This window comes from Mesorhizobium sp., from assembly GCF_017306585.1.
Lineage (GTDB): Bacteria > Pseudomonadota > Alphaproteobacteria > Rhizobiales > Rhizobiaceae > Mesorhizobium.
On sequence record NZ_JAFKIC010000119.1, the window covers coordinates 58,653 to 74,792 of the forward strand.

The 16,140-nt window shown below is 63.4% G+C and carries 20 protein-coding genes; 15 read left to right on the forward strand and 5 right to left on the reverse strand.

Annotated features, from left to right (window positions below):
- Positions 1–246: 246 nt before the first annotated feature.
- A complete protein-coding gene (locus J0I79_RS09405) occupies positions 247–2,739 on the forward strand; it encodes an EAL domain-containing protein (protein WP_292856869.1) in 2,493 nt (830 codons plus the stop codon).
- On the opposite strand, the gene J0I79_RS09410 is transcribed toward J0I79_RS09405, so the two are convergent.
- A complete protein-coding gene (locus J0I79_RS09410) occupies positions 2,736–3,287 on the reverse strand; it encodes a GNAT family N-acetyltransferase (RefSeq protein WP_292856765.1) in 552 nt (183 codons plus the stop codon). The genes J0I79_RS09405 and J0I79_RS09410 overlap by 4 nt on opposite strands.
- Before the next feature lie 251 nt (positions 3,288–3,538).
- Here J0I79_RS09410 and J0I79_RS09415 point away from each other — a divergent pair, with 251 nt between their 5' ends.
- Positions 3,539–3,994, forward strand: a complete 456-nt coding sequence (locus J0I79_RS09415) for a DUF2214 family protein (protein WP_292856767.1) — start codon at positions 3,539–3,541, stop codon at positions 3,992–3,994.
- Here the strand turns inward: J0I79_RS09415 and nth are convergent.
- Positions 3,982–4,794: an endonuclease III gene (nth, locus tag J0I79_RS09420; protein WP_292856769.1), complete on the reverse strand. Its 813-nt coding sequence runs from the start codon at positions 4,792–4,794 to the stop codon at positions 3,982–3,984. The genes J0I79_RS09415 and nth overlap by 13 nt on opposite strands.
- Positions 4,795–4,816: 22 nt before the next feature.
- Here nth and J0I79_RS09425 point away from each other — a divergent pair, with 22 nt between their 5' ends.
- Positions 4,817–5,311: a DUF2244 domain-containing protein gene (locus J0I79_RS09425; protein WP_292856771.1), complete on the forward strand. Its 495-nt coding sequence runs from the start codon at positions 4,817–4,819 to the stop codon at positions 5,309–5,311.
- Positions 5,312–5,373: 62 nt separating this feature from the next.
- Here J0I79_RS09425 and J0I79_RS09430 read toward each other — a convergent pair whose 3' ends face one another.
- Positions 5,374–6,189, reverse strand: a complete 816-nt coding sequence (locus tag J0I79_RS09430; protein ID WP_292856773.1) for a class I SAM-dependent methyltransferase — start codon at positions 6,187–6,189, stop codon at positions 5,374–5,376.
- 213 nt (positions 6,190–6,402) lie between these two features.
- On the opposite strand from J0I79_RS09430, the gene J0I79_RS09435 reads away from it, so the two are divergent.
- The 10 genes from J0I79_RS09435 (at position 6,403) to J0I79_RS09480 (ending at position 13,585) form a co-directional block, all read left to right on the forward strand.
- A complete protein-coding gene (locus tag J0I79_RS09435) occupies positions 6,403–7,281 on the forward strand; it encodes a bifunctional helix-turn-helix domain-containing protein/methylated-DNA--[protein]-cysteine S-methyltransferase (RefSeq protein WP_292856775.1) in 879 nt (292 codons plus the stop codon).
- A gap of 222 nt (positions 7,282–7,503) precedes the next feature.
- The gene (locus J0I79_RS09440; protein WP_292856777.1) at positions 7,504–7,974 is read left to right on the forward strand and encodes a hypothetical protein; all 471 of its coding nucleotides are present in this window, start codon (positions 7,504–7,506) and stop codon (positions 7,972–7,974) included.
- Between the two features lie 22 nt (positions 7,975–7,996).
- On the forward strand, positions 7,997–8,389 hold the full coding sequence (locus J0I79_RS09445; protein WP_292856779.1) for a hypothetical protein: 393 nt from the start codon (positions 7,997–7,999) through the stop codon (positions 8,387–8,389).
- The gene (locus J0I79_RS09450; protein WP_292856781.1) at positions 8,356–8,871 is read left to right on the forward strand and encodes a hypothetical protein; all 516 of its coding nucleotides are present in this window, start codon (positions 8,356–8,358) and stop codon (positions 8,869–8,871) included. The genes J0I79_RS09445 and J0I79_RS09450 overlap by 34 nt, the downstream gene beginning before the upstream one ends.
- On the forward strand, positions 8,846–9,328 hold the full coding sequence (locus tag J0I79_RS09455) for a hypothetical protein (RefSeq protein WP_292856783.1): 483 nt from the start codon (positions 8,846–8,848) through the stop codon (positions 9,326–9,328). The genes J0I79_RS09450 and J0I79_RS09455 overlap by 26 nt, the downstream gene beginning before the upstream one ends.
- A gap of 184 nt (positions 9,329–9,512) precedes the next feature.
- On the forward strand, positions 9,513–10,418 hold the full coding sequence (locus J0I79_RS09460) for a ribokinase (protein WP_292856785.1): 906 nt from the start codon (positions 9,513–9,515) through the stop codon (positions 10,416–10,418).
- 9 nt (positions 10,419–10,427) lie between these two features.
- Complete coding sequence (locus J0I79_RS09465) at positions 10,428–11,876, forward strand: amidase (protein ID WP_292856787.1); 1,449 nt, start codon at positions 10,428–10,430, stop codon at positions 11,874–11,876.
- A 105-nt stretch (positions 11,877–11,981) separates the two neighbouring features.
- The gene (locus tag J0I79_RS09470; protein ID WP_292856789.1) at positions 11,982–12,596 is read left to right on the forward strand and encodes a LysE family translocator; all 615 of its coding nucleotides are present in this window, start codon (positions 11,982–11,984) and stop codon (positions 12,594–12,596) included.
- A gap of 102 nt (positions 12,597–12,698) precedes the next feature.
- Positions 12,699–13,019, forward strand: coding sequence for a hypothetical protein (locus tag J0I79_RS09475; RefSeq protein WP_292856791.1), 321 nt, complete (start codon positions 12,699–12,701; stop codon positions 13,017–13,019).
- 218 nt (positions 13,020–13,237) lie between these two features.
- Positions 13,238–13,585 (forward strand): hypothetical protein, encoded by a 348-nt coding sequence (locus J0I79_RS09480; RefSeq protein WP_292856793.1) that lies wholly within the window; start codon positions 13,238–13,240, stop codon positions 13,583–13,585.
- 6 nt (positions 13,586–13,591) lie between these two features.
- On the opposite strand, the gene J0I79_RS09485 is transcribed toward J0I79_RS09480, so the two are convergent.
- Complete coding sequence (locus tag J0I79_RS09485) at positions 13,592–14,533, reverse strand: nucleoside hydrolase (protein WP_292856795.1); 942 nt, start codon at positions 14,531–14,533, stop codon at positions 13,592–13,594.
- 301 nt (positions 14,534–14,834) lie between these two features.
- Between J0I79_RS09485 and J0I79_RS09490 the strand changes: the two genes are divergently transcribed.
- Together J0I79_RS09490 and J0I79_RS09495 are read left to right on the forward strand one after the other, a co-directional pair.
- A complete protein-coding gene (locus J0I79_RS09490) occupies positions 14,835–15,260 on the forward strand; it encodes an Hsp20 family protein (protein ID WP_292856797.1) in 426 nt (141 codons plus the stop codon).
- A 76-nt stretch (positions 15,261–15,336) separates the two neighbouring features.
- A complete protein-coding gene (locus J0I79_RS09495) occupies positions 15,337–15,594 on the forward strand; it encodes a DUF1150 family protein (protein WP_137932812.1) in 258 nt (85 codons plus the stop codon).
- A gap of 69 nt (positions 15,595–15,663) precedes the next feature.
- Here the strand turns inward: J0I79_RS09495 and ptsN are convergent, their stop codons facing one another.
- Positions 15,664–16,128, reverse strand: coding sequence for a PTS IIA-like nitrogen regulatory protein PtsN (ptsN, locus tag J0I79_RS09500; RefSeq protein WP_292856799.1), 465 nt, complete (start codon positions 16,126–16,128; stop codon positions 15,664–15,666).
- Positions 16,129–16,140 lie beyond the last annotated feature (12 nt).

Sequence of the window (16,140 nt, forward strand, 5' to 3'; positions counted from 1 at the left end):
CGAGATCCGGAAGCACCACGAATACACCGGATTTCAAAGCAACTCATGACGCTGCGTAATATTCGGCCGCCTCACCCAAAGAATCAGCCGCCCGGCGGAGCCGAACTATTTATCCGCTGTTAAGCCCCTCATGATAACCGGGTCATGTCGCCCATAGAGCGACATGAGGAAAGAACATCGTCTCAACCGACGGGTGAAACAGTCGGACAGACGCGCTGACAGGATCATGGCACGTCCATGAAGTCGATGAAGCTGTCATCGATGGACGCCAGCCCCCGTCTTCTCGGGCTCGTCTGGCCATTCATCGCGGTTGTCCTCACCCAAGCCCTGGTCGCCAGCCTGAGCCTCTATACGCTTTCGGCGGTACGCGCCTATGTCGGCGGCGAAAGCCAGTGGTCGAAGGGGCAGAAGCACGCCATCTACTTCCTCAGTCTCTATGCCGACACCGGCAGGCAAGAGTTCTTCAACGAGTACCGCGAAGCGATCGCCGTTCCACTGGCCGACCGTTCTGCCCGATTGGCCCTGGAACAACCGGAACCCGACACGAAGGCGGCCCGCGCCGGCTTCCTGCAGGCCAGGAACCATCCGGACGACGTTGCCGGGCTGATCTGGCTCTTCCAGAATTTTCGCGGTTTCAGCTACCTCGACGCCGCCGTGAGGCACTGGACGGCGGCCGACACCATGATCCTGGCCATTCAACGGCTCGGCGACACGATACATGAGGAACTGGGCAAGGGGCCGGCCTCGGCAGGTCAGATCAATGACTGGAAAACACAGATCCACCAGCTCGACAGCCAGATAACGCCCTTGTCCAAGGCTTTCTCCGACAGTCTCGGCGAAGGATCGCGCTTCATCCGCGTTCTGCTCACCTTTGCCAATCTCATCACCGCCGCCTTGCTGATCCTGCTCGCTGTTTGGCGCACGCGCAAACTGCTTGCCCAGCGCCAGGCCTTCCAGTCGGCACTCAATGCGGAGCGCGAGCGCGCCCAGATCACCCTGGCCTCGATCGGCCAGGCCGTCATCAGCATCGATCCGGATGGTCGCCTGGACTATATGAACGCGGTCGCCGAGACGCTGCTTGCCTGTCCGTTCGCGACGGCGAGGAGCAGGCCGGTCGCATCGCTGTTTCGCCTCGTTGACAAGGAGACCAGCGTTGAGGAACCTCGGCTGCTCGAGCGCCTGCTGGCAGGCGAGCCGCGCCGCTCAAGCCCTCGCCCGCAATTGCTGCAGCGGCCGGACGGGTCCGTGGTTCCGGTCGCGCTGACCGGCGCGCCGCTGCTGGTTGCCGGCCAGATCGTCGGCGCGGTGCTCGCCTTCCACGACATGACGCGGGAAGAGGATTACATCGAGCGGCTCTCCTGGCAGGCTTCGCATGACGCCTTGACCGGGCTCGCCAACCGGCGCGACTTCGAAAGCCGGCTGGAACGCACGATCGTCGAATTGCAGGGCCGCCCCCGGCAGCATGCCTTGATGTATCTCGATCTCGACCAGTTCAAGCTGGTCAACGATACGTGCGGCCACGCAGCGGGCGATCAGCTGCTGCGCCATATTTCCGCACTGCTGACCAATGAATTGCGTTCCGGCGATGTGTTGGCCCGGCTCGGCGGTGACGAATTCGGTGTCCTGCTGATCGATTGCGAGGCCGCCAACGCAGCCGACATCGCCGAGCGGCTGCGCGCGGCCGTGCAGGACCTGCATTTTTCCTGGGACGGCCGGCCCTTCAACACCAGCGTCAGCATCGGCATGGTCCAGATCGTCAATGCGCAGGTCACCCTGGAGGAAACGCTGCGGGCCGCCGACGTCGCCTGCTACATGGCCAAGGAGAAGGGCCGCAACCGTGTGCAGATCCACAGCGACGGCGATATGGCCCTGCGCGAACGGTTCGGCGAGATGGCGTGGGTGCAGCGCCTGCACGCCGCGCTGGAGCAGGATCGCTTCAGGCTTCACGCCCAGGAAATCCGTCCGCTGAACGATGGCGTCGCCGAGGCGGGCGCGCATATCGAGATTCTGCTGCGGCTAACCGACGAGGACGGCAGCTTCGTCACGCCGCAGAGCTTCATTCCCGCTGCCGAACGTTACGGCCTGATGCCGTCGATCGACCGCTGGGTGGTGCGCAACACCTTTCGCGTCCTGGCCGCGCGGCGGGCCGATCCGGGCATACAGCCGATCGCCACATGCGCCATAAATCTTTCCGGAGCGACGTTCGGCGACGAGACCTTCCTCGATTTCCTGCGCGAGCAGTTCCTCGTCCATCGCATCTCGCCCGCCACGATCTGCCTGGAGATCACCGAAACCAGCGCCATCGCCAATCTCACCAGCGCCATGCGCTTCATCGCCGATCTGCGCGGCCTCGGCTGCCGTTTCGCGCTCGACGATTTCGGCTCGGGCATGTCGTCCTTTGCCTATCTGAAACATCTACCGGTCGACTACCTCAAGATCGACGGCAGCTTCGTCAAGGATATGCTGGACGACCGCATCGACCGCGCCATGGTCGAGATGATCCATCACATCGGCAAGGTCATGGGCAAGCGCACCATCGCCGAGTTTGTCGAAAACGACGGCATTGCCACTGCATTGAAGACGATCGGCGTCGACTATGCCCAGGGCTACGGCATCGCCCGGCCGCAGCCTTTCGACGCCTCGACCGTTTTGCTCGGCCCCGGCATCGGACCGGCCGGCAAGACCGACGCCGATCCATGGAGCGATCTGGCGCAGGCGCTGCGCCGCAAGGCCGGTTAGGCTCCGGTTCGCGACAGCCGCTCGAGCAGCACGGTTGGACCATCGTGATAGGTGGTGCGCAGCACTTCGCTGTAGCCGACCTTGCCCGCGACATTCAGCGACGCGGTGTTCTGCGGATCGATGATACAGACGGTTTTCCCAGGCCCGAATGTTTCTTCGCCCCAGGCCAGCACGCGGCCGACGACCTCGGTGGCGAGCCCTGCCCCGTGCACGGCAGGCGCCAGCGCCCATCCGGCCTCCGGAATGCCTTCGATCGACGGCTCCATGTCGCGCTTCAGGTCGTGAAATCCGGCCTCGCCGACGAAGCGGCCGGTCGCCTTCTCCTCGATCGCCCAGAAGCCGTAGCCGAGCAGCGACCACAGGCCGGCATGGCGCAGGAAGCGCATCCAGCTTTCCTCGCGCGTGCGGGGCTTGCCGCCGATGAAGCGGGTGACGGTGGGGTCGGCCCACATCGCCGTGTAGGCATCGAAATCATCGAGCCCGTGCGCCCGCAGGATTGTTCGCTGGGTCTCGATGACGGGGGCGGTGGTCGGTTGTACGGTTTTCATGGAATGGCCTCGCTCATATCGTGCGCGCTTAGCAAATCGCTGGTGGTCCGCAAGGGCCAAGCCGGCGCGCGCCACTATCCAGGACGGACGCGTCGGCGCCGGGACCGGACGTCAAAATTGCCGACGGCCTGCGCAAGCTCGGCTATGGGAATTCGGACCGACGGTGTTATTTTCCGCGCAGGCTGATTCAGCATCCTGGCAACGCGACTTTCCTCAAGTTCCAGTTGGTGCTCAAACCCAAGAGGAAAAGCATGGACACGACCGATCTTGTGCTTGCCATCGTCCACCATCTCCTGGTGTTTTCGCTGGCGGGGATCATCGGCGCGGAGTTCGTGCTGATCCGCGGCGACCTGCCCGCCGCCACGCTCAGGCGCCTTGCCGGCATCGACCGCCATTACGGCATCTTCGCCGCGCTGATCATCATCGTCGGCATCGGCCGTGTCTTCTGGGGGCTCAAGGGCTGGGAGTTTTACATCTACAACTGGGTATTCTGGGCCAAGATGGCGGCGTTCGCGGTCGTCGGCCTGCTGTCGATCATCCCGACCGTGCGCTTCATTTCCTGGAACAGGCAGGCCAGCGCCGATCCCGGCTTTGCCGTTCCGGCGGGCGAACTGGCCTCGGTGAAGGCCTATATCCGCGCCGAGGCCTTCGTGTTCCTGCTGATCCCGGTCTTCGCCGCCGCGATGGCGCGCGGCTACGGCATCTGATCCCCGGTCTCCGCCGCCGCAAGCGGTGCGATCGGCACCAGCGGCGCCGGAATGCTGGTGGTCTTCTCCGCGGCCTTGCAGATATCGGCGATGACGCAGGCCGGGCAATCCGGTTTGCGCGCCTTGCAGACATAGCGGCCATGCAGGATCAGCCAGTGATGCGCATGGCGCATATATTCGTCCGGAATGATTTTCAGAAGTCCCTGCTCGACCTGTTCAGGCGTCTTGCCCGGCGCCAGGCCAAGCCGGTTGCCGATGCGGAAAATGTGCGTGTCGACCGCCATCGTATGCTGGCCGAAGGCCATGTTGAGCACGACATTGGCGGTCTTGCGCCCCACGCCGGGCAGCTTGACCAGTTCGTCGCGGTCATCCGGCACCTCGCCGCCATGGTCGCGGATCAATGCTTCGGATAGCGCAATGACGTTCTTGGCCTTGTTGCGCCACAGGCCGATGGTCCTGATATGATCGCCGACCTTGGCCTCGCCCAGCGCCAGCATCTTCTGCGGCGTGTCGGCGACCTTGAACAAGGCTCGCGTCGCCTTGTTGACACCGGCGTCGGTCGCCTGCGCCGACAGCACCACCGCCACCAGCAGCGTGAAGGCGTTTACGTGCTCGAGTTCGCCCTTCGGTTCCGGCCGCTGCACCGAAAAGCGCCGGAAGATCTCGTGCACTTCGGCCAGGCTGTAAAGCGGCCGCGACCGCGCGGGCCTCGGACGCGGCTTGGCGTTGGAGCCGTCGCGCCGTCCGGCCGGCAACTCTTTTTTGGGCATCGGGGATTCTTTGGACTTGGGGCTCGCCATTCCCTTCCTATAATATCCAGTCATGAGCGACACAAACGCCTCATTCCAGGCCGACGAGCCTTTCTTTCACGCGCTGCTGACCCCGCACCGGTCGCTGGGCCGGACAGGTTTCCTCATCCTGATGGGGGCACTTATGTTCGGCTGGCTGGTGACAGGGGCTTTTTTCCTGTCGCGCGGCGCCTGGCCGGTGTTCGGTTTCTTCGGCCTCGACGTGGTCGCGGTCTACATAGCCTTCCGCGCCAACTACCGGGCCGCCCGCGCCCGCGAGGAAGTGTCGGTCTCGCGCACCAGCCTCGACATCCGCAAGACCGCGCCTTCGGGCAAATCGGAAGCCCATCGCTTCAACCCGTTCTGGACCCAGTTCTCGGTCGCCCGCCACGCCGAGATCGGCATCACGCGGATGACCGTGGAAGCACAGGGCAAGAATGTCTCGATCGGCGGCTTTCTCGACCCCGATTCCCGCGAGAGCTTCGCCACCGCCTTCTCTCGGGCATTGGCAACCGCCAAGACACGCTGAACCAAGCACTTCTGGGAACAGGCGAGCGCTCTTGCAACGGCAATTGCGTCGAGAGACCAGATTCAGAAACGATAGCGCAGAAGCCTGCCGACCTTGCGCAAGGCCGGAATGTATCTCCACAGCCGAACGAAGAGTTTGGCGGACCAGCCCATGCGGGCGGCATGTTCGGGCTTGTAGGCGGAAATATCGTCAACGAACCGCAGCTTCGGAACGGCTCGCTCCAGCTCATGCGGATCGTCGATCGCCCAGTGGACCTCGGCGCCTGTCGCCCTGATGGTCGCATTGAGCCGAAGCAGCTTGAGGCCGAAATGGCTGTAGGCGTCAAACATCAGCTCGCCGCTGGCCAGATGCGAGACGAGGCGGGCGAGCAGGCGTGGTCCTTCGTCGGCCGGCAGATAGGGTGTCAACCCTTCCGCCACCACGATTGCGGGGCGATTGCGCGGCACCTGGGCGAGCCAATCAGGCTCGGTCACGGACGAGGCGATCAGATGATAATGGTCACGGGACGGATAGAGCTTGCGCCTGAGCTCGATGACCTCGGGATAGTCGACATCGAACCAGTCCACGCCTGACGGCGGATCGACACGGAAGATGCGTGTATCGAGCCCGCAGCCCAGATGCAGCACGATGGCGCCGGGATTTCTGGCGAGAAAATCCTGAACGCGCAGGTCCAGTGTCTTGGCCCGGATCGCCAGGCCGACGCCGAGATTCTCGTCGACCTTGAGCCTGGAGAAATCATAGTCGATCTTGCGCACAGCCTCGTCGGCGAAATGATCCCTGAGCAGCGATTGCGGCAGCCGGCTCTCCAGTGCCTTGCCGTAGAGCGTCATGAGCAAGGTTTCCTTTGCCCCGGTCAGATTCACTTTCTCGCCGGCCATGAGTGACTCCTCGCAAGAGCATGATCCCGAAAAGTGGATGCCGGTTTTCGGAAAAGATCATGCTCGAACACAAAGATAGAGCCCCATCCCTGCACATCGGGATGGAACAGGCTCACGAAATGCGAGTCTATCTGGGCATGCGCGGCAGGAAGGCAAGTTTCGGGTGGCGGACGGCGCCCCAAGGGGCGATATTCCGGGCCAAGGAGATTTTCCATGAGCACGCACACAGCAGTCCTCAAGAAGGACATCACACCCGAAGGCAGCGACTACGAGATCGTGCGTCGCGCCATCGAGAAGATCAGCCTCGACTATCGCGACCAGCCGTCGCTCGAGGAACTGGCCGAAGAGGTTGGCGAGACGCCGACTGGCCTGCAGAAACTCTTCACCCGCTGGGCCGGCCTGTCGCCCAAAGCCTTCCTGCAGGCGGTGACGTTGGACCACGCGCGCCGGCTGCTCGATTCCGGCATGCCGCTGCTCGAAACTTCGTTTGAACTGGGCATGTCCGGCCCCGGCCGGCTGCATGACCTGTTCGTCACCCATGAGGCGATGTCGCCGGGCGACTACAAGACGCGCGGCGCCGGGCTCACCATGCGCTACGGCTACCATTCGTCGCCTTTCGGCACCGCCTTGATCATCGCCACCGACCGTGGCCTCGCCGGCCTCGCCTTCTGCGACCCCGGAGAGGAGCGCGCCGCCTTCGCCGACATGTCCGGCCGCTGGCCGAACGCCCGCTTTGTCGAGGACATGGCCGCGACCGGCCCCTATGCCGCGCGCATCTTCGATCCGACGCTGTGGCGGCCGGACCAGCCGCTGCATGTCGTCATGATCGGCACCGACTTCCAGGTCCGTGTCTGGGAGGCGCTGCTGCAGATCCCGATGGGCAAGGCCCGCACCTATTCCTCGATCGCGGCCAGCATCGGCTCGCCAAGCGCCAGCCGGGCCGTGGGCGCCGCCAACGGCGCCAACCCGATCTCCTTCGTGGTTCCCTGCCACCGCGCCATCGGCAAGTCCGGCGACCTGACAGGCTACCACTGGGGCCTGACCCGCAAACGCGCGATCCTTGGATGGGAGGCGGGTCAGGTATCGCCTTGAAATATCGATTTTTCCGATTTCCACTGAAGCAATATACAAATATTGGAAATTCAAAGTATTGGTACGAATTTCGTCGAGATATTTGTTTACAACCGGACACAACCCTCGGTTTTTCAAAGAGTTTTATTTCGAACGGATACTTAAGTTTACCCTAAATTAACCACGATAAAACGATGATGACTCCTGTTAATTCGGGCAATCCGATTTAATAGGAGGGTCACAATGAAATTGTTTCGCGCCACTATCGGCGCAGCCTTGCTGGTCGCCTCCCTGGGTGAGACCGCATCGGCCACGACGCAAAATGTCATTTTCAATGGCACGATCACCCCGACCTGCACGCTTGTCATTGCCACCAATGGCACGATGACGGTCAGTCCCGATCTCCAGTCCCTCAGTTCGCACAACAGCGGCGGCTCGGCTGGAACTGTCACGCTGACGACAACCGGAGGCGTGTCGCTGAGTGTCGATCCCGTAACCACCACGACGGTGCCGTCGGCCGACACAACGTCGACCACCTGGACACCGACCTACTCCGCCGCGGGCGCGCATTCCATCGTGGAGACCGGCTCGGCCACCGCAATCACCACACCCGGCGCCGACCTCGTCTCGGTCAATCTCGCCGGCACCAAGGGCGGCAGCAACCGCTTCGCCAACGGCAACTATCAAGCAACGGTAACGCTACGCTGCGAATAACGCCGCCGCAAAGGAGGGGGCCTTGAAACATGCACGAATCCTGGCGACGGCGCTTGCCGTCAGCCTGATACCCATCGCCGCCGGCGCCCAGTCGATGTCGCCGATGCGGGGCGAGGTCAACAGCTTCACCGATGCCTTCGCGGTGCGCGTCTTCCCGGCCAATCCATACGACCAGAAGATCAAGGTCGAAGTCCACGTCTATGACCAGGACTTTCAGCCGGTCGACGCCAGAATCTCTCCGAGCGTCTTCCAGCTGGGCGCCCAGGCTTCCCGCCCCGTCCTCGTGGTCGTGCCCTTCGGCGGCGCCGCCGAGCGTAAAGTGCGTATCTGTACCGAGAGCATCCCCTTTCCCAATCAACAGACGCAGATAAGGGCACAGATATGCGGAAAGTTCTTTGGGCACCGCAAGTCCTGACGCTGGCACTTGCGGTTGCTGTGACAAGCACCGCTCCAACCCAGGCCCAGGAACAGATCTACAATCTCAACCAGAACGAGAACGGCTTCAACTTGCCCGGTGTCACCTTGCCCCAAGGCCAGGACGAGGTCCATGCCGCGGACGGCACCACTTGCCGTTCCGCCGTTTCCGGCTCCGGTGCCTATCTCGATCTCGGCGTCATCAGGGGCAACAGCCAGACGGACAATGGCGTCGCAACCTATGGCCGGGTGGTGATTCCGATCGGCCGCACGCCCAAGCGCCTCGATTGCAGCCGCCTCTACGAGCTCGAGGTCGAGCGCCTGCAGCTGGAGCTGAAACTCCTCAAGATGGGCGTCGGCGCCGACGGCCAGCCGGCGAGCGTGGCCGCCGCTGCCCCCACAACCGCATCGCCCGGATGGGCCAATGAGGGCTGGAGCATCAGGACCGGCAATAGCGATGGCAAGAAAAAGAAGAGGAAATAACCGGGCGCTGCTCGCGGCGGCGATATTTACCGGCCTCTGCCTTCCGGCACGAGCCGCGATCGTCGGCACCTGCACCATCATGGTCGGGTCATCGGGGACGATGATGGCAAATCCGACCATAAACACATTGAGTTCCAAGCAGGCGGGCGGATCGAGCGCGAACGCCACCGTCGTGGCGAGCTCCCTGCTCTGCTCGTTGCTCAATTTGCTCGACTGTTATTCGGTTTCAGCGCCGGCGCCCGCCGCATTCTCGTCCGCGCCGAGCGGCGGCGGCACCAATGTCACATTCACCTCGGTGTTTCGCCTCGATGGTTCGGGGGCCGATGTCTCGGGAAGCGTGCCGCAGCGGGTTGCCAACGGCACGCACCCGATGCAGATCGATCTCACCGCGACCAGGTCGAGCGGCATTTTTCCCGCCGGCAGCTACCAGGGCACGGTCACCGTCCGGTGCGAATGACGCGACAAATCGCGTTTGATCCCGGCATGGTCTGGAAAGTCGTCTTATGAAGCGGTAGCTTCCCGCGCGATCGGGTAACGTGCGTCCATTTTGATGCGCAAATGAGCCCCAACGTCTTGAATCAACATCGTGCTTTCCGAAAGTCGATCCAGATTTTCCGGCCGGCGCTGGCAGGAGGCATTCCTTGATTATCGTCATCGGTTCGATCAACCTCGACCTCATCGCCAATGTCGACCGTTTGCCGAGTCCGGGTGAAACGGTGAGCGGGTCCGGTTTCGCCACCGCGCCCGGCGGCAAGGGCGCCAACCAGGCGCTTGCCTCGGCACGCGCGGGCGCACAGGTGCGCATGGTGGGCGCCGTCGGCAAGGACAGCTTCGCCGCCGAGGCGCTGGCGCTGCTGCGAGAAGCCCGGGTCGACCTATCCGGCGTCGCCGAGACCTTTGCCTCGACGGGCACGGCGCTGATCATGGTCGGCGACGATGGCGAAAACATCATCGCCGTGGTGCCCGGCGCCAATGCTTCCGTGTTGCCCGGCGACCTCTCCAAGGCCTTTCTGAAAAAGGGCGTCGTCGTGCTCCTGCAGCACGAAATCCCGCTGGGGACCGTCGATGCGGCGCTCGACCAGGCAAGGGCGGCCGGCGCCATCACCGTGCTCAACACGGCGCCGTTCAACGGCGCCGCGGCAGCGTTCCTCGGCAAGGCCGACTATGCGGTCGCCAACGAGACCGAATTCGACCTCTATGGCGAGGCGCTGTCGCTGAGCGGCCGGGACCGCGCCGCGCGCATGCGCGACTACGCCTCGAAGACTGGTCGCACCATTGTCGTCACGCTTGGCGGCGACGGCGTCATGGCGGCGACGCCAGACGATTTCCTGACCGTTCCGGCCATGAAGATCACGCCCGTCGACACGGTCGGCGCCGGCGATACGTTCTGCGGCTATTTCGCTGCCGCCCTCGCTTCTGGCCTCACACTCGACAAGGCGCTGGCGCGCGCGGGTGCTGCGGGTTCTCTGGCATGTCTCAAGCCGGGCGCCCAGCCGGCGATCCCGCTGGCCGCCGAAGTCGACCAGGCACTCCAGACGTCCCGCTGAGGCAAACGCATGCGTCCTGAGACCAAACACGCCGTGCCGCCGGCCGGCGACATCTGCCGCCTGTCCGCGATCGAACTGGCCGCCGCGATCCGGCACGGGAAATTGTCGGTGCGCGAGGTGGTCACGGCCTTTCTCGACCGCATCGAGGCGGTCAACCCGCAGGTCAACGCCATCGTCTCCCTGCGCGAGCGCGCCGACATATTGCGCGAGGCGGATACCGCCGACGCCAGGCGACAGCACGGCGAGCAAAGCGGCTCGTTGTTCGGACTGCCGATCGCGATCAAGGATCTCGCCTCGACCACGGGCCTGCGCACGTCCTTCGGTTCGCCGATCTTCGCCGATTTCGTGCCGGAGGAAGACGATTTCTTCGTCGAGCGCATCCGCGATGCCGGCGCCATCATTATCGGCAAGACCAACGTTCCCGAATTCGGGCTCGGCTCCAACACCTACAACAACGTGTTCGGGCCGACGCTCAACGCCTTCGATCCCGCGCTCACCGCCGGCGGCTCGAGCGGCGGCTCGGCGGTGGCGCTGGCGCTCGACATGGTGCCGGTCGCCGACGGCAGCGATTTCGGCGGCTCGCTGCGCAACCCGGCGGCCTGGAACAATGTCTACGGTTTCCGCCCCTCGCAGGGGCTCGTCCCCGGCGGACCGGATTTCGAGGTCTTTCACGCCCAGATGGGCGTCGAGGGGCCGATGGGCCGCAACGTCGCCGACATGGCGCTGCTGCTCGACGTACAGGCGGGTTACCATCCGCAGGCACCCTTGTCTTACGATAAGCAAGGCTCCTTCCTTGAGGGATTGGCGACACCGTCGACAGGCGGCCGCGTCGCATGGCTCGGCGACCTTGGCGGTCACCTGCCGCTCGAAGCCGGCATTCTGGATCTGTGCGAGGCGGCGCTTGGCCGGTTCGCGGACGCATCCTTCACGACCGAGCCCTTGCTGCCGGACTTCGATTTCGAAACGCTCTGGCAGGCTTTCGTCACTCTGCGCCAGGCCAGCAGCGGCTGCGCGCTGAAGGTCCATTATGACGATCCCTCGAAGCGCGGCCTGCTGAAGCCGGAAGCAGTCTGGGAGGTGGAAAACGCCATGCGGCTGACGGCGCCGCAGATCCGCACGGCCTCTGTCGTGCGCACGTCATGGCATCGTACACTGCTTTCGATCTTCGACCGCTTCGACCTGGTCGCGCTGCCGACCGCGCAGGTCTTCCCTTTCGATGTCGGCACGCATTGGCCGCGCGAGGTCGCCGGCCGGGCGATGGACAGTTACCACCGCTGGATGCAGGTCTCGGCCTACGCCACGCTGGGCGGCTGCCCGGCGGTCAACGTGCCGGTCGGCTTCGACGACAGGGGCCGCCCGATGGGCATGCAGCTGATCGGCCGGCCGCGCGGCGACCTCGCCGTGCTCAGGGCCGCCGCTGCCTATGAAAAGACGCTGCCCTGGCCCGCGGGCGCCTGATCCGCGTGTGGCGGCGCGGCGTTTCGCGGCCGGCTTGCATCGGCCCTGCCGTCATGCATTGATTGCCCAAAGCCGCGCCGCACAGGCGCGCCAGAGGGAAAAATCATGTCGCTCGAACTTTACGCCGCCTATGTTGTCGCCTGCATCGTCATCATCCTGGTGCCGGGGCCGACGGTCACGCTGATCATCGCCAACAGCATCCGCCATGGCGCCCGCGCCGGGCTCGCCAATGTCGCCGGCACGCAGGCCGGGCTCGCCATCATGATCGCCATCGTCGGCATCGGCCTCAACACGCTGATATCGGGCATGGGCCACTGGTTCGAATGGGTGCGGTTGATCGGCGCCGCCTACCTGATCTGGATGGGTGTGCAGATGTTCCGCTCCAAGGGCACGCTGAACGCAGACGGAACAGCCCGAAAGCCGCGCGGCGGCTTCTTCCTGCAGGGCTTTCTGGTGGCGCTGAGCAACCCCAAGACGCTGATCTTCTTCGGCGCTTTCTTCCCCCAGTTCATCGCGCCGCAAGGCAATTATTCGCTGCAGATTATCGTCATGGGCCTGACCGCGATGATCTTCGCCGCCATGTCGGACTCGACCTATGCGCTCGCCGCGGGCCGCGCCGGCCGCATGCTGTCGGCCAGCCGCGTCAAGCTCCTGTCCAGGATCAGCGGCAGCTTCATGGTCGGCGGCGGCCTGTGGCTGGCGTTTTCGAGGTCGAAGTAGAAGCCCGTGGTCATGGGTGGCCGACGCACTGCATGGCATAGATACGGCCTCACCGATTGAAAGTCTGCGTGCGCTCGTTACATGAAGGACATTGAGGGATTGATGTCTGGACTGTCGGCCTATGAGGGTTTGAAGAAGAACGCGCCAAGTGTGCTCTTGTTTGCCGGTTTGTTCGCTATATTGGTCATGTCAGCTCAGAACAAATGGGCCAATGACGCAACCCCGATCCGATCGGTGGACAAGGTCGGCGCCACGGTCAAAAGCGTCCAATGGGCCAAAGGCCCGGCCATCTACGTCCTGGCTCTCGATAGTGGTCCGTCGGTTCTCGTCGAGGACGAACGTCCGCACCTTATCGGCTCGCGCGTTGGCATAGAGCGTGTCACGCGCGCCAACGGCCTGATCTTCTACAGGTTTGCCGATTGAGGGTCGCCGCCTCTTGCGTGGCCTGCGACATCACGTCGAGGACTACCGGACCGAACGCTGCGATCGAATGGAAGCACAGCGAGAATACCGGCGGAATAAGCTTTGCGTCGTCTGGATCAAATTTGGCGATAATATTCCAGGAAATCCCATTGAAGTCGGCTTCATGCTTTACTTAATTATAGGGCATGGGACCGACAGGACTCTCTTTCAGGAACCGCTTGCTTCTGCTTGAGACAGAATATCGCGATTTCGTGGTCGGCATAGTGATGTTTTGCGCTCTTGGCCTCGCGCCGCTGATGTTTGCCGCGATGAGGCAGCCTGGCCCCATTGTCGGCACACAACAGGTAGAGGGCAGCGTCGAATATGTCACGACGATGCCTCTCAATCCAAAAATCGCGGTCGGCCAAGGCTTTCACTACCGATATGAAGTCCGCCTCCAAGACACCGCCGAACTGGTGTTTGTCGATGGCGAGATCGAGACCCCCCATGTCATCGGTTCGACAGTGTGGGTCGAGCGGCAGCACCACCGGAGCGGCGCCGACACCTACCGGCTCCTCAATGGATGAAATGGCCTAAAGCCGCCCCAGCCTCTCCACCAGCAGCGCGAAGAAGCCGTCATGGTCGATGTCGCGCATCACCATGGCGTTCTTTTCCCGCTTGGTCACGCCCCACCAGTCGACCACGGTCATGCCCATGGTGAGTTCCGAGGCGGTCTCGATGCTGACATTGCAGTGGCGTCCCTTGAACAGCTCAGGCTTGATCAGGTAGGCGATGACGCAGGGATCGTGCAGCGGCCCGCCATCGGTGCCGTATTTGCCCTCGTCATAACGCTCGAAGAATTCCAGCATGTCGGCGGTGGCGATGCCGACCTTGGTGCCGAGCTTGCGGAAGGCCTGGGTGCGCTGGGTGGTGGTCAGCGCCTTGTGGGTGACGTCGAGCGGCATCATGACGATCGGAGTGCCCGACCGGAACACGATGTCGGCCGCATGCGGGTCGACATAGATGTTGAACTCGGCCGCCGGCGTGACATTGCCGCCTTCGAAATAGCCGCCGCCCATCAGCACGATTTCCTTGATGCGCGGCGCGATCCTCGGTTCGCGGATCAGCGCCAGCGCGATGTTGGTCAGCGGCCCGAGCGGGCAGAGCGTGATGGTGCCGCTCTCTTCCCGCATCAGCGTCTCGACGATGAAATCGACGGCATACTGGTCCTGCAGCTTCATCGCCGGTTCAGGCAGCTGCGGCCCGTTGAGGCCGGTCTGGCCGTGCACCTCTTCGGCGGTGACGAGCTGGCGCACCAGCGGACGGATGGCGCCGGCATAGACCTTGATCTCGGGCCGGCCGGCCAGCTCGCAGATCTTGCGGGCATTCTTTTCGGTGAGCTTCAGCGGCACGTTGCCGGCCACGGCCGATATGCCGACGATCTCCAGTTCAGGACTGCCAAGCGCCAGGAGAATGGCGACGGCGTCGTCCTGGCCGGGATCGGTGTCGATGATGATCTTGCGTGGCTGGGGCATTTCAATTCCTTGTTTGGTTGGCCGTGAGCTCACCGGGCCGGGCATGCCCGCTAAGAACGCCGAACCGGCTGCAAGCCGCCGAAGCGCTCGATCGGGAACAGCCCCGACCCGCGCTTCTCCTTGCATCCGCGCGTCGTTTCAAGCGCCATGTCGATTATTCCTGTGAGTCCACGACCGGGACTTTTTGGGCGGGTCCTTTGATGGCTTGAACTTGGCCGCGGAGCGGACCATATCAAGGGCATCGGGAAAAATGCCAGCAGGGTTTTTCCAGTTTATGTCGCTCTTGAGAGGACAGTGTAACATGAGCCGAATGACGCCTTTCTCCAGCCCGCTTCTCCTGGGTTTCGACGCCATGGAAAAGACCCTGGAGCGTCTGGCGAAATCCGGCGACAGCTACCCTCCCTACAACATCGAGCGCCTCAGCGGCGTCGACGGCAAGGCCGAAAGGCTGCGCATCACGCTTGCCGTGGCCGGTTTCGCCGAAAGCGATCTCGATGTGACGACGGAGGAGAACCAGCTGGTCGTGCGCGGCCGTCAGACCGACGACACCGAGCGCGAATTCCTCCACCGCGGCATCGCCGCGCGCCAGTTCCAGCGCTGCTTCGTGCTGGCCGACGGCATGCGGGTGATCGCGGCGGAACTGAAGAACGGCCTTTTGTCGATCGATCTCGATCGGCCGGAAGCCGAACGGCTGGTACGGAAAATAAACATATCGGTGAAAGACTGATCTTTGCCGATGGCTCTCATGCGGGATGGCCTGTTGCCCCAGGACGGGGCGGCGTCTCGCGCCAAGGAGGCTTGAAATGACCAGAACTGACGAAACCATCACCATGACTAGCGGTGAATTCGCCCATCTCGGCGAAGGCTCGGTCGCCTATCTGCGCAAGGTCTCGAGCGACGAATTGCTCGGCCGCTTTCCCAACATCGGCGAAATCGCGCCCGGCATGGAACTCTGGGCTCTGTTCGCCGCCAATGGCCAGCCGATCCTGCTCTCCGATGCGCGCGACCGCGCCTTGGCCGGCGCCATGGAAAACGACCTGACCACCGTCGCCATTCACTGACGGCGGTTGGCGGGCCGAAAGGAAAAGGGCCGCTCGTGGCGGCCCTTGCAGAGTCCCGTTAAAAATGGCTCAGGCCGCGTGCGAGGCCGGCGTATCCGACAGGAGCGCGTGGATCGCCGTGGCATCGCGCGTCCCTCTGATCTTGGCCACCGTATCGGCGTCGCGCAGCACCCGCGCAATGCGTGACAGCGCCTTCAGATGATCGGCGCCCGCCCCTTCCGGCGCCAGCAGCAGAAACACCAGATCGACAGGCTGGTCGTCGAGCGATTCGAAATCGACCGGCGTCTCCAGCCGCGCGAAAACGCCGGCGATGCGCTTCACCCCGGCAAGCTTGCCGTGCGGAATGGCGATGCCATTGCCGACGCCGGTCGAGCCCAGCCGCTCGCGCTGCAGGATGGTGTCGAACACCTCCCGTTCCGGAATGCCCGAAATCGCCGCCGCCCGCTCGGACAGCAGTTGCAGAAGCTGCTTTTTGGAGTTCGCCTTCAACGCCGGCAAAATCGCCGGAACGCTGATAAGATCGCTCAGATCCATTCTTGAAAATCC

Coding starts and splice junctions, on each gene's coding strand:
- J0I79_RS09405 (WP_292856869.1), top strand. CDS start 247: ATGAAGCTGTCATCGATGGACGCCAGCCCCCGTCTTCTCGGGCTCGTC.
- J0I79_RS09410 (WP_292856765.1), bottom strand. CDS start 3,287: ATGAAAACCGTACAACCGACCACCGCCCCCGTCATCGAGACCCAGCGA.
- J0I79_RS09415 (WP_292856767.1), top strand. CDS start 3,539: ATGGACACGACCGATCTTGTGCTTGCCATCGTCCACCATCTCCTGGTG.
- nth (WP_292856769.1), bottom strand. CDS start 4,794: ATGGCGAGCCCCAAGTCCAAAGAATCCCCGATGCCCAAAAAAGAGTTG.
- J0I79_RS09425 (WP_292856771.1), top strand. CDS start 4,817: ATGAGCGACACAAACGCCTCATTCCAGGCCGACGAGCCTTTCTTTCAC.
- J0I79_RS09430 (WP_292856773.1), bottom strand. CDS start 6,189: ATGGCCGGCGAGAAAGTGAATCTGACCGGGGCAAAGGAAACCTTGCTC.
- J0I79_RS09435 (WP_292856775.1), top strand. CDS start 6,403: ATGAGCACGCACACAGCAGTCCTCAAGAAGGACATCACACCCGAAGGC.
- J0I79_RS09440 (WP_292856777.1), top strand. CDS start 7,504: ATGAAATTGTTTCGCGCCACTATCGGCGCAGCCTTGCTGGTCGCCTCC.
- J0I79_RS09450 (WP_292856781.1), top strand. CDS start 8,356: ATGCGGAAAGTTCTTTGGGCACCGCAAGTCCTGACGCTGGCACTTGCG.
- J0I79_RS09455 (WP_292856783.1), top strand. CDS start 8,846: ATGGCAAGAAAAAGAAGAGGAAATAACCGGGCGCTGCTCGCGGCGGCG.
- J0I79_RS09465 (WP_292856787.1), top strand. CDS start 10,428: ATGCGTCCTGAGACCAAACACGCCGTGCCGCCGGCCGGCGACATCTGC.
- J0I79_RS09470 (WP_292856789.1), top strand. CDS start 11,982: ATGTCGCTCGAACTTTACGCCGCCTATGTTGTCGCCTGCATCGTCATC.
- J0I79_RS09475 (WP_292856791.1), top strand. CDS start 12,699: ATGTCTGGACTGTCGGCCTATGAGGGTTTGAAGAAGAACGCGCCAAGT.
- J0I79_RS09485 (WP_292856795.1), bottom strand. CDS start 14,533: ATGCCCCAGCCACGCAAGATCATCATCGACACCGATCCCGGCCAGGAC.
- J0I79_RS09490 (WP_292856797.1), top strand. CDS start 14,835: ATGAGCCGAATGACGCCTTTCTCCAGCCCGCTTCTCCTGGGTTTCGAC.
- J0I79_RS09495 (WP_137932812.1), top strand. CDS start 15,337: ATGACCAGAACTGACGAAACCATCACCATGACTAGCGGTGAATTCGCC.
- ptsN (WP_292856799.1), bottom strand. CDS start 16,128: ATGGATCTGAGCGATCTTATCAGCGTTCCGGCGATTTTGCCGGCGTTG.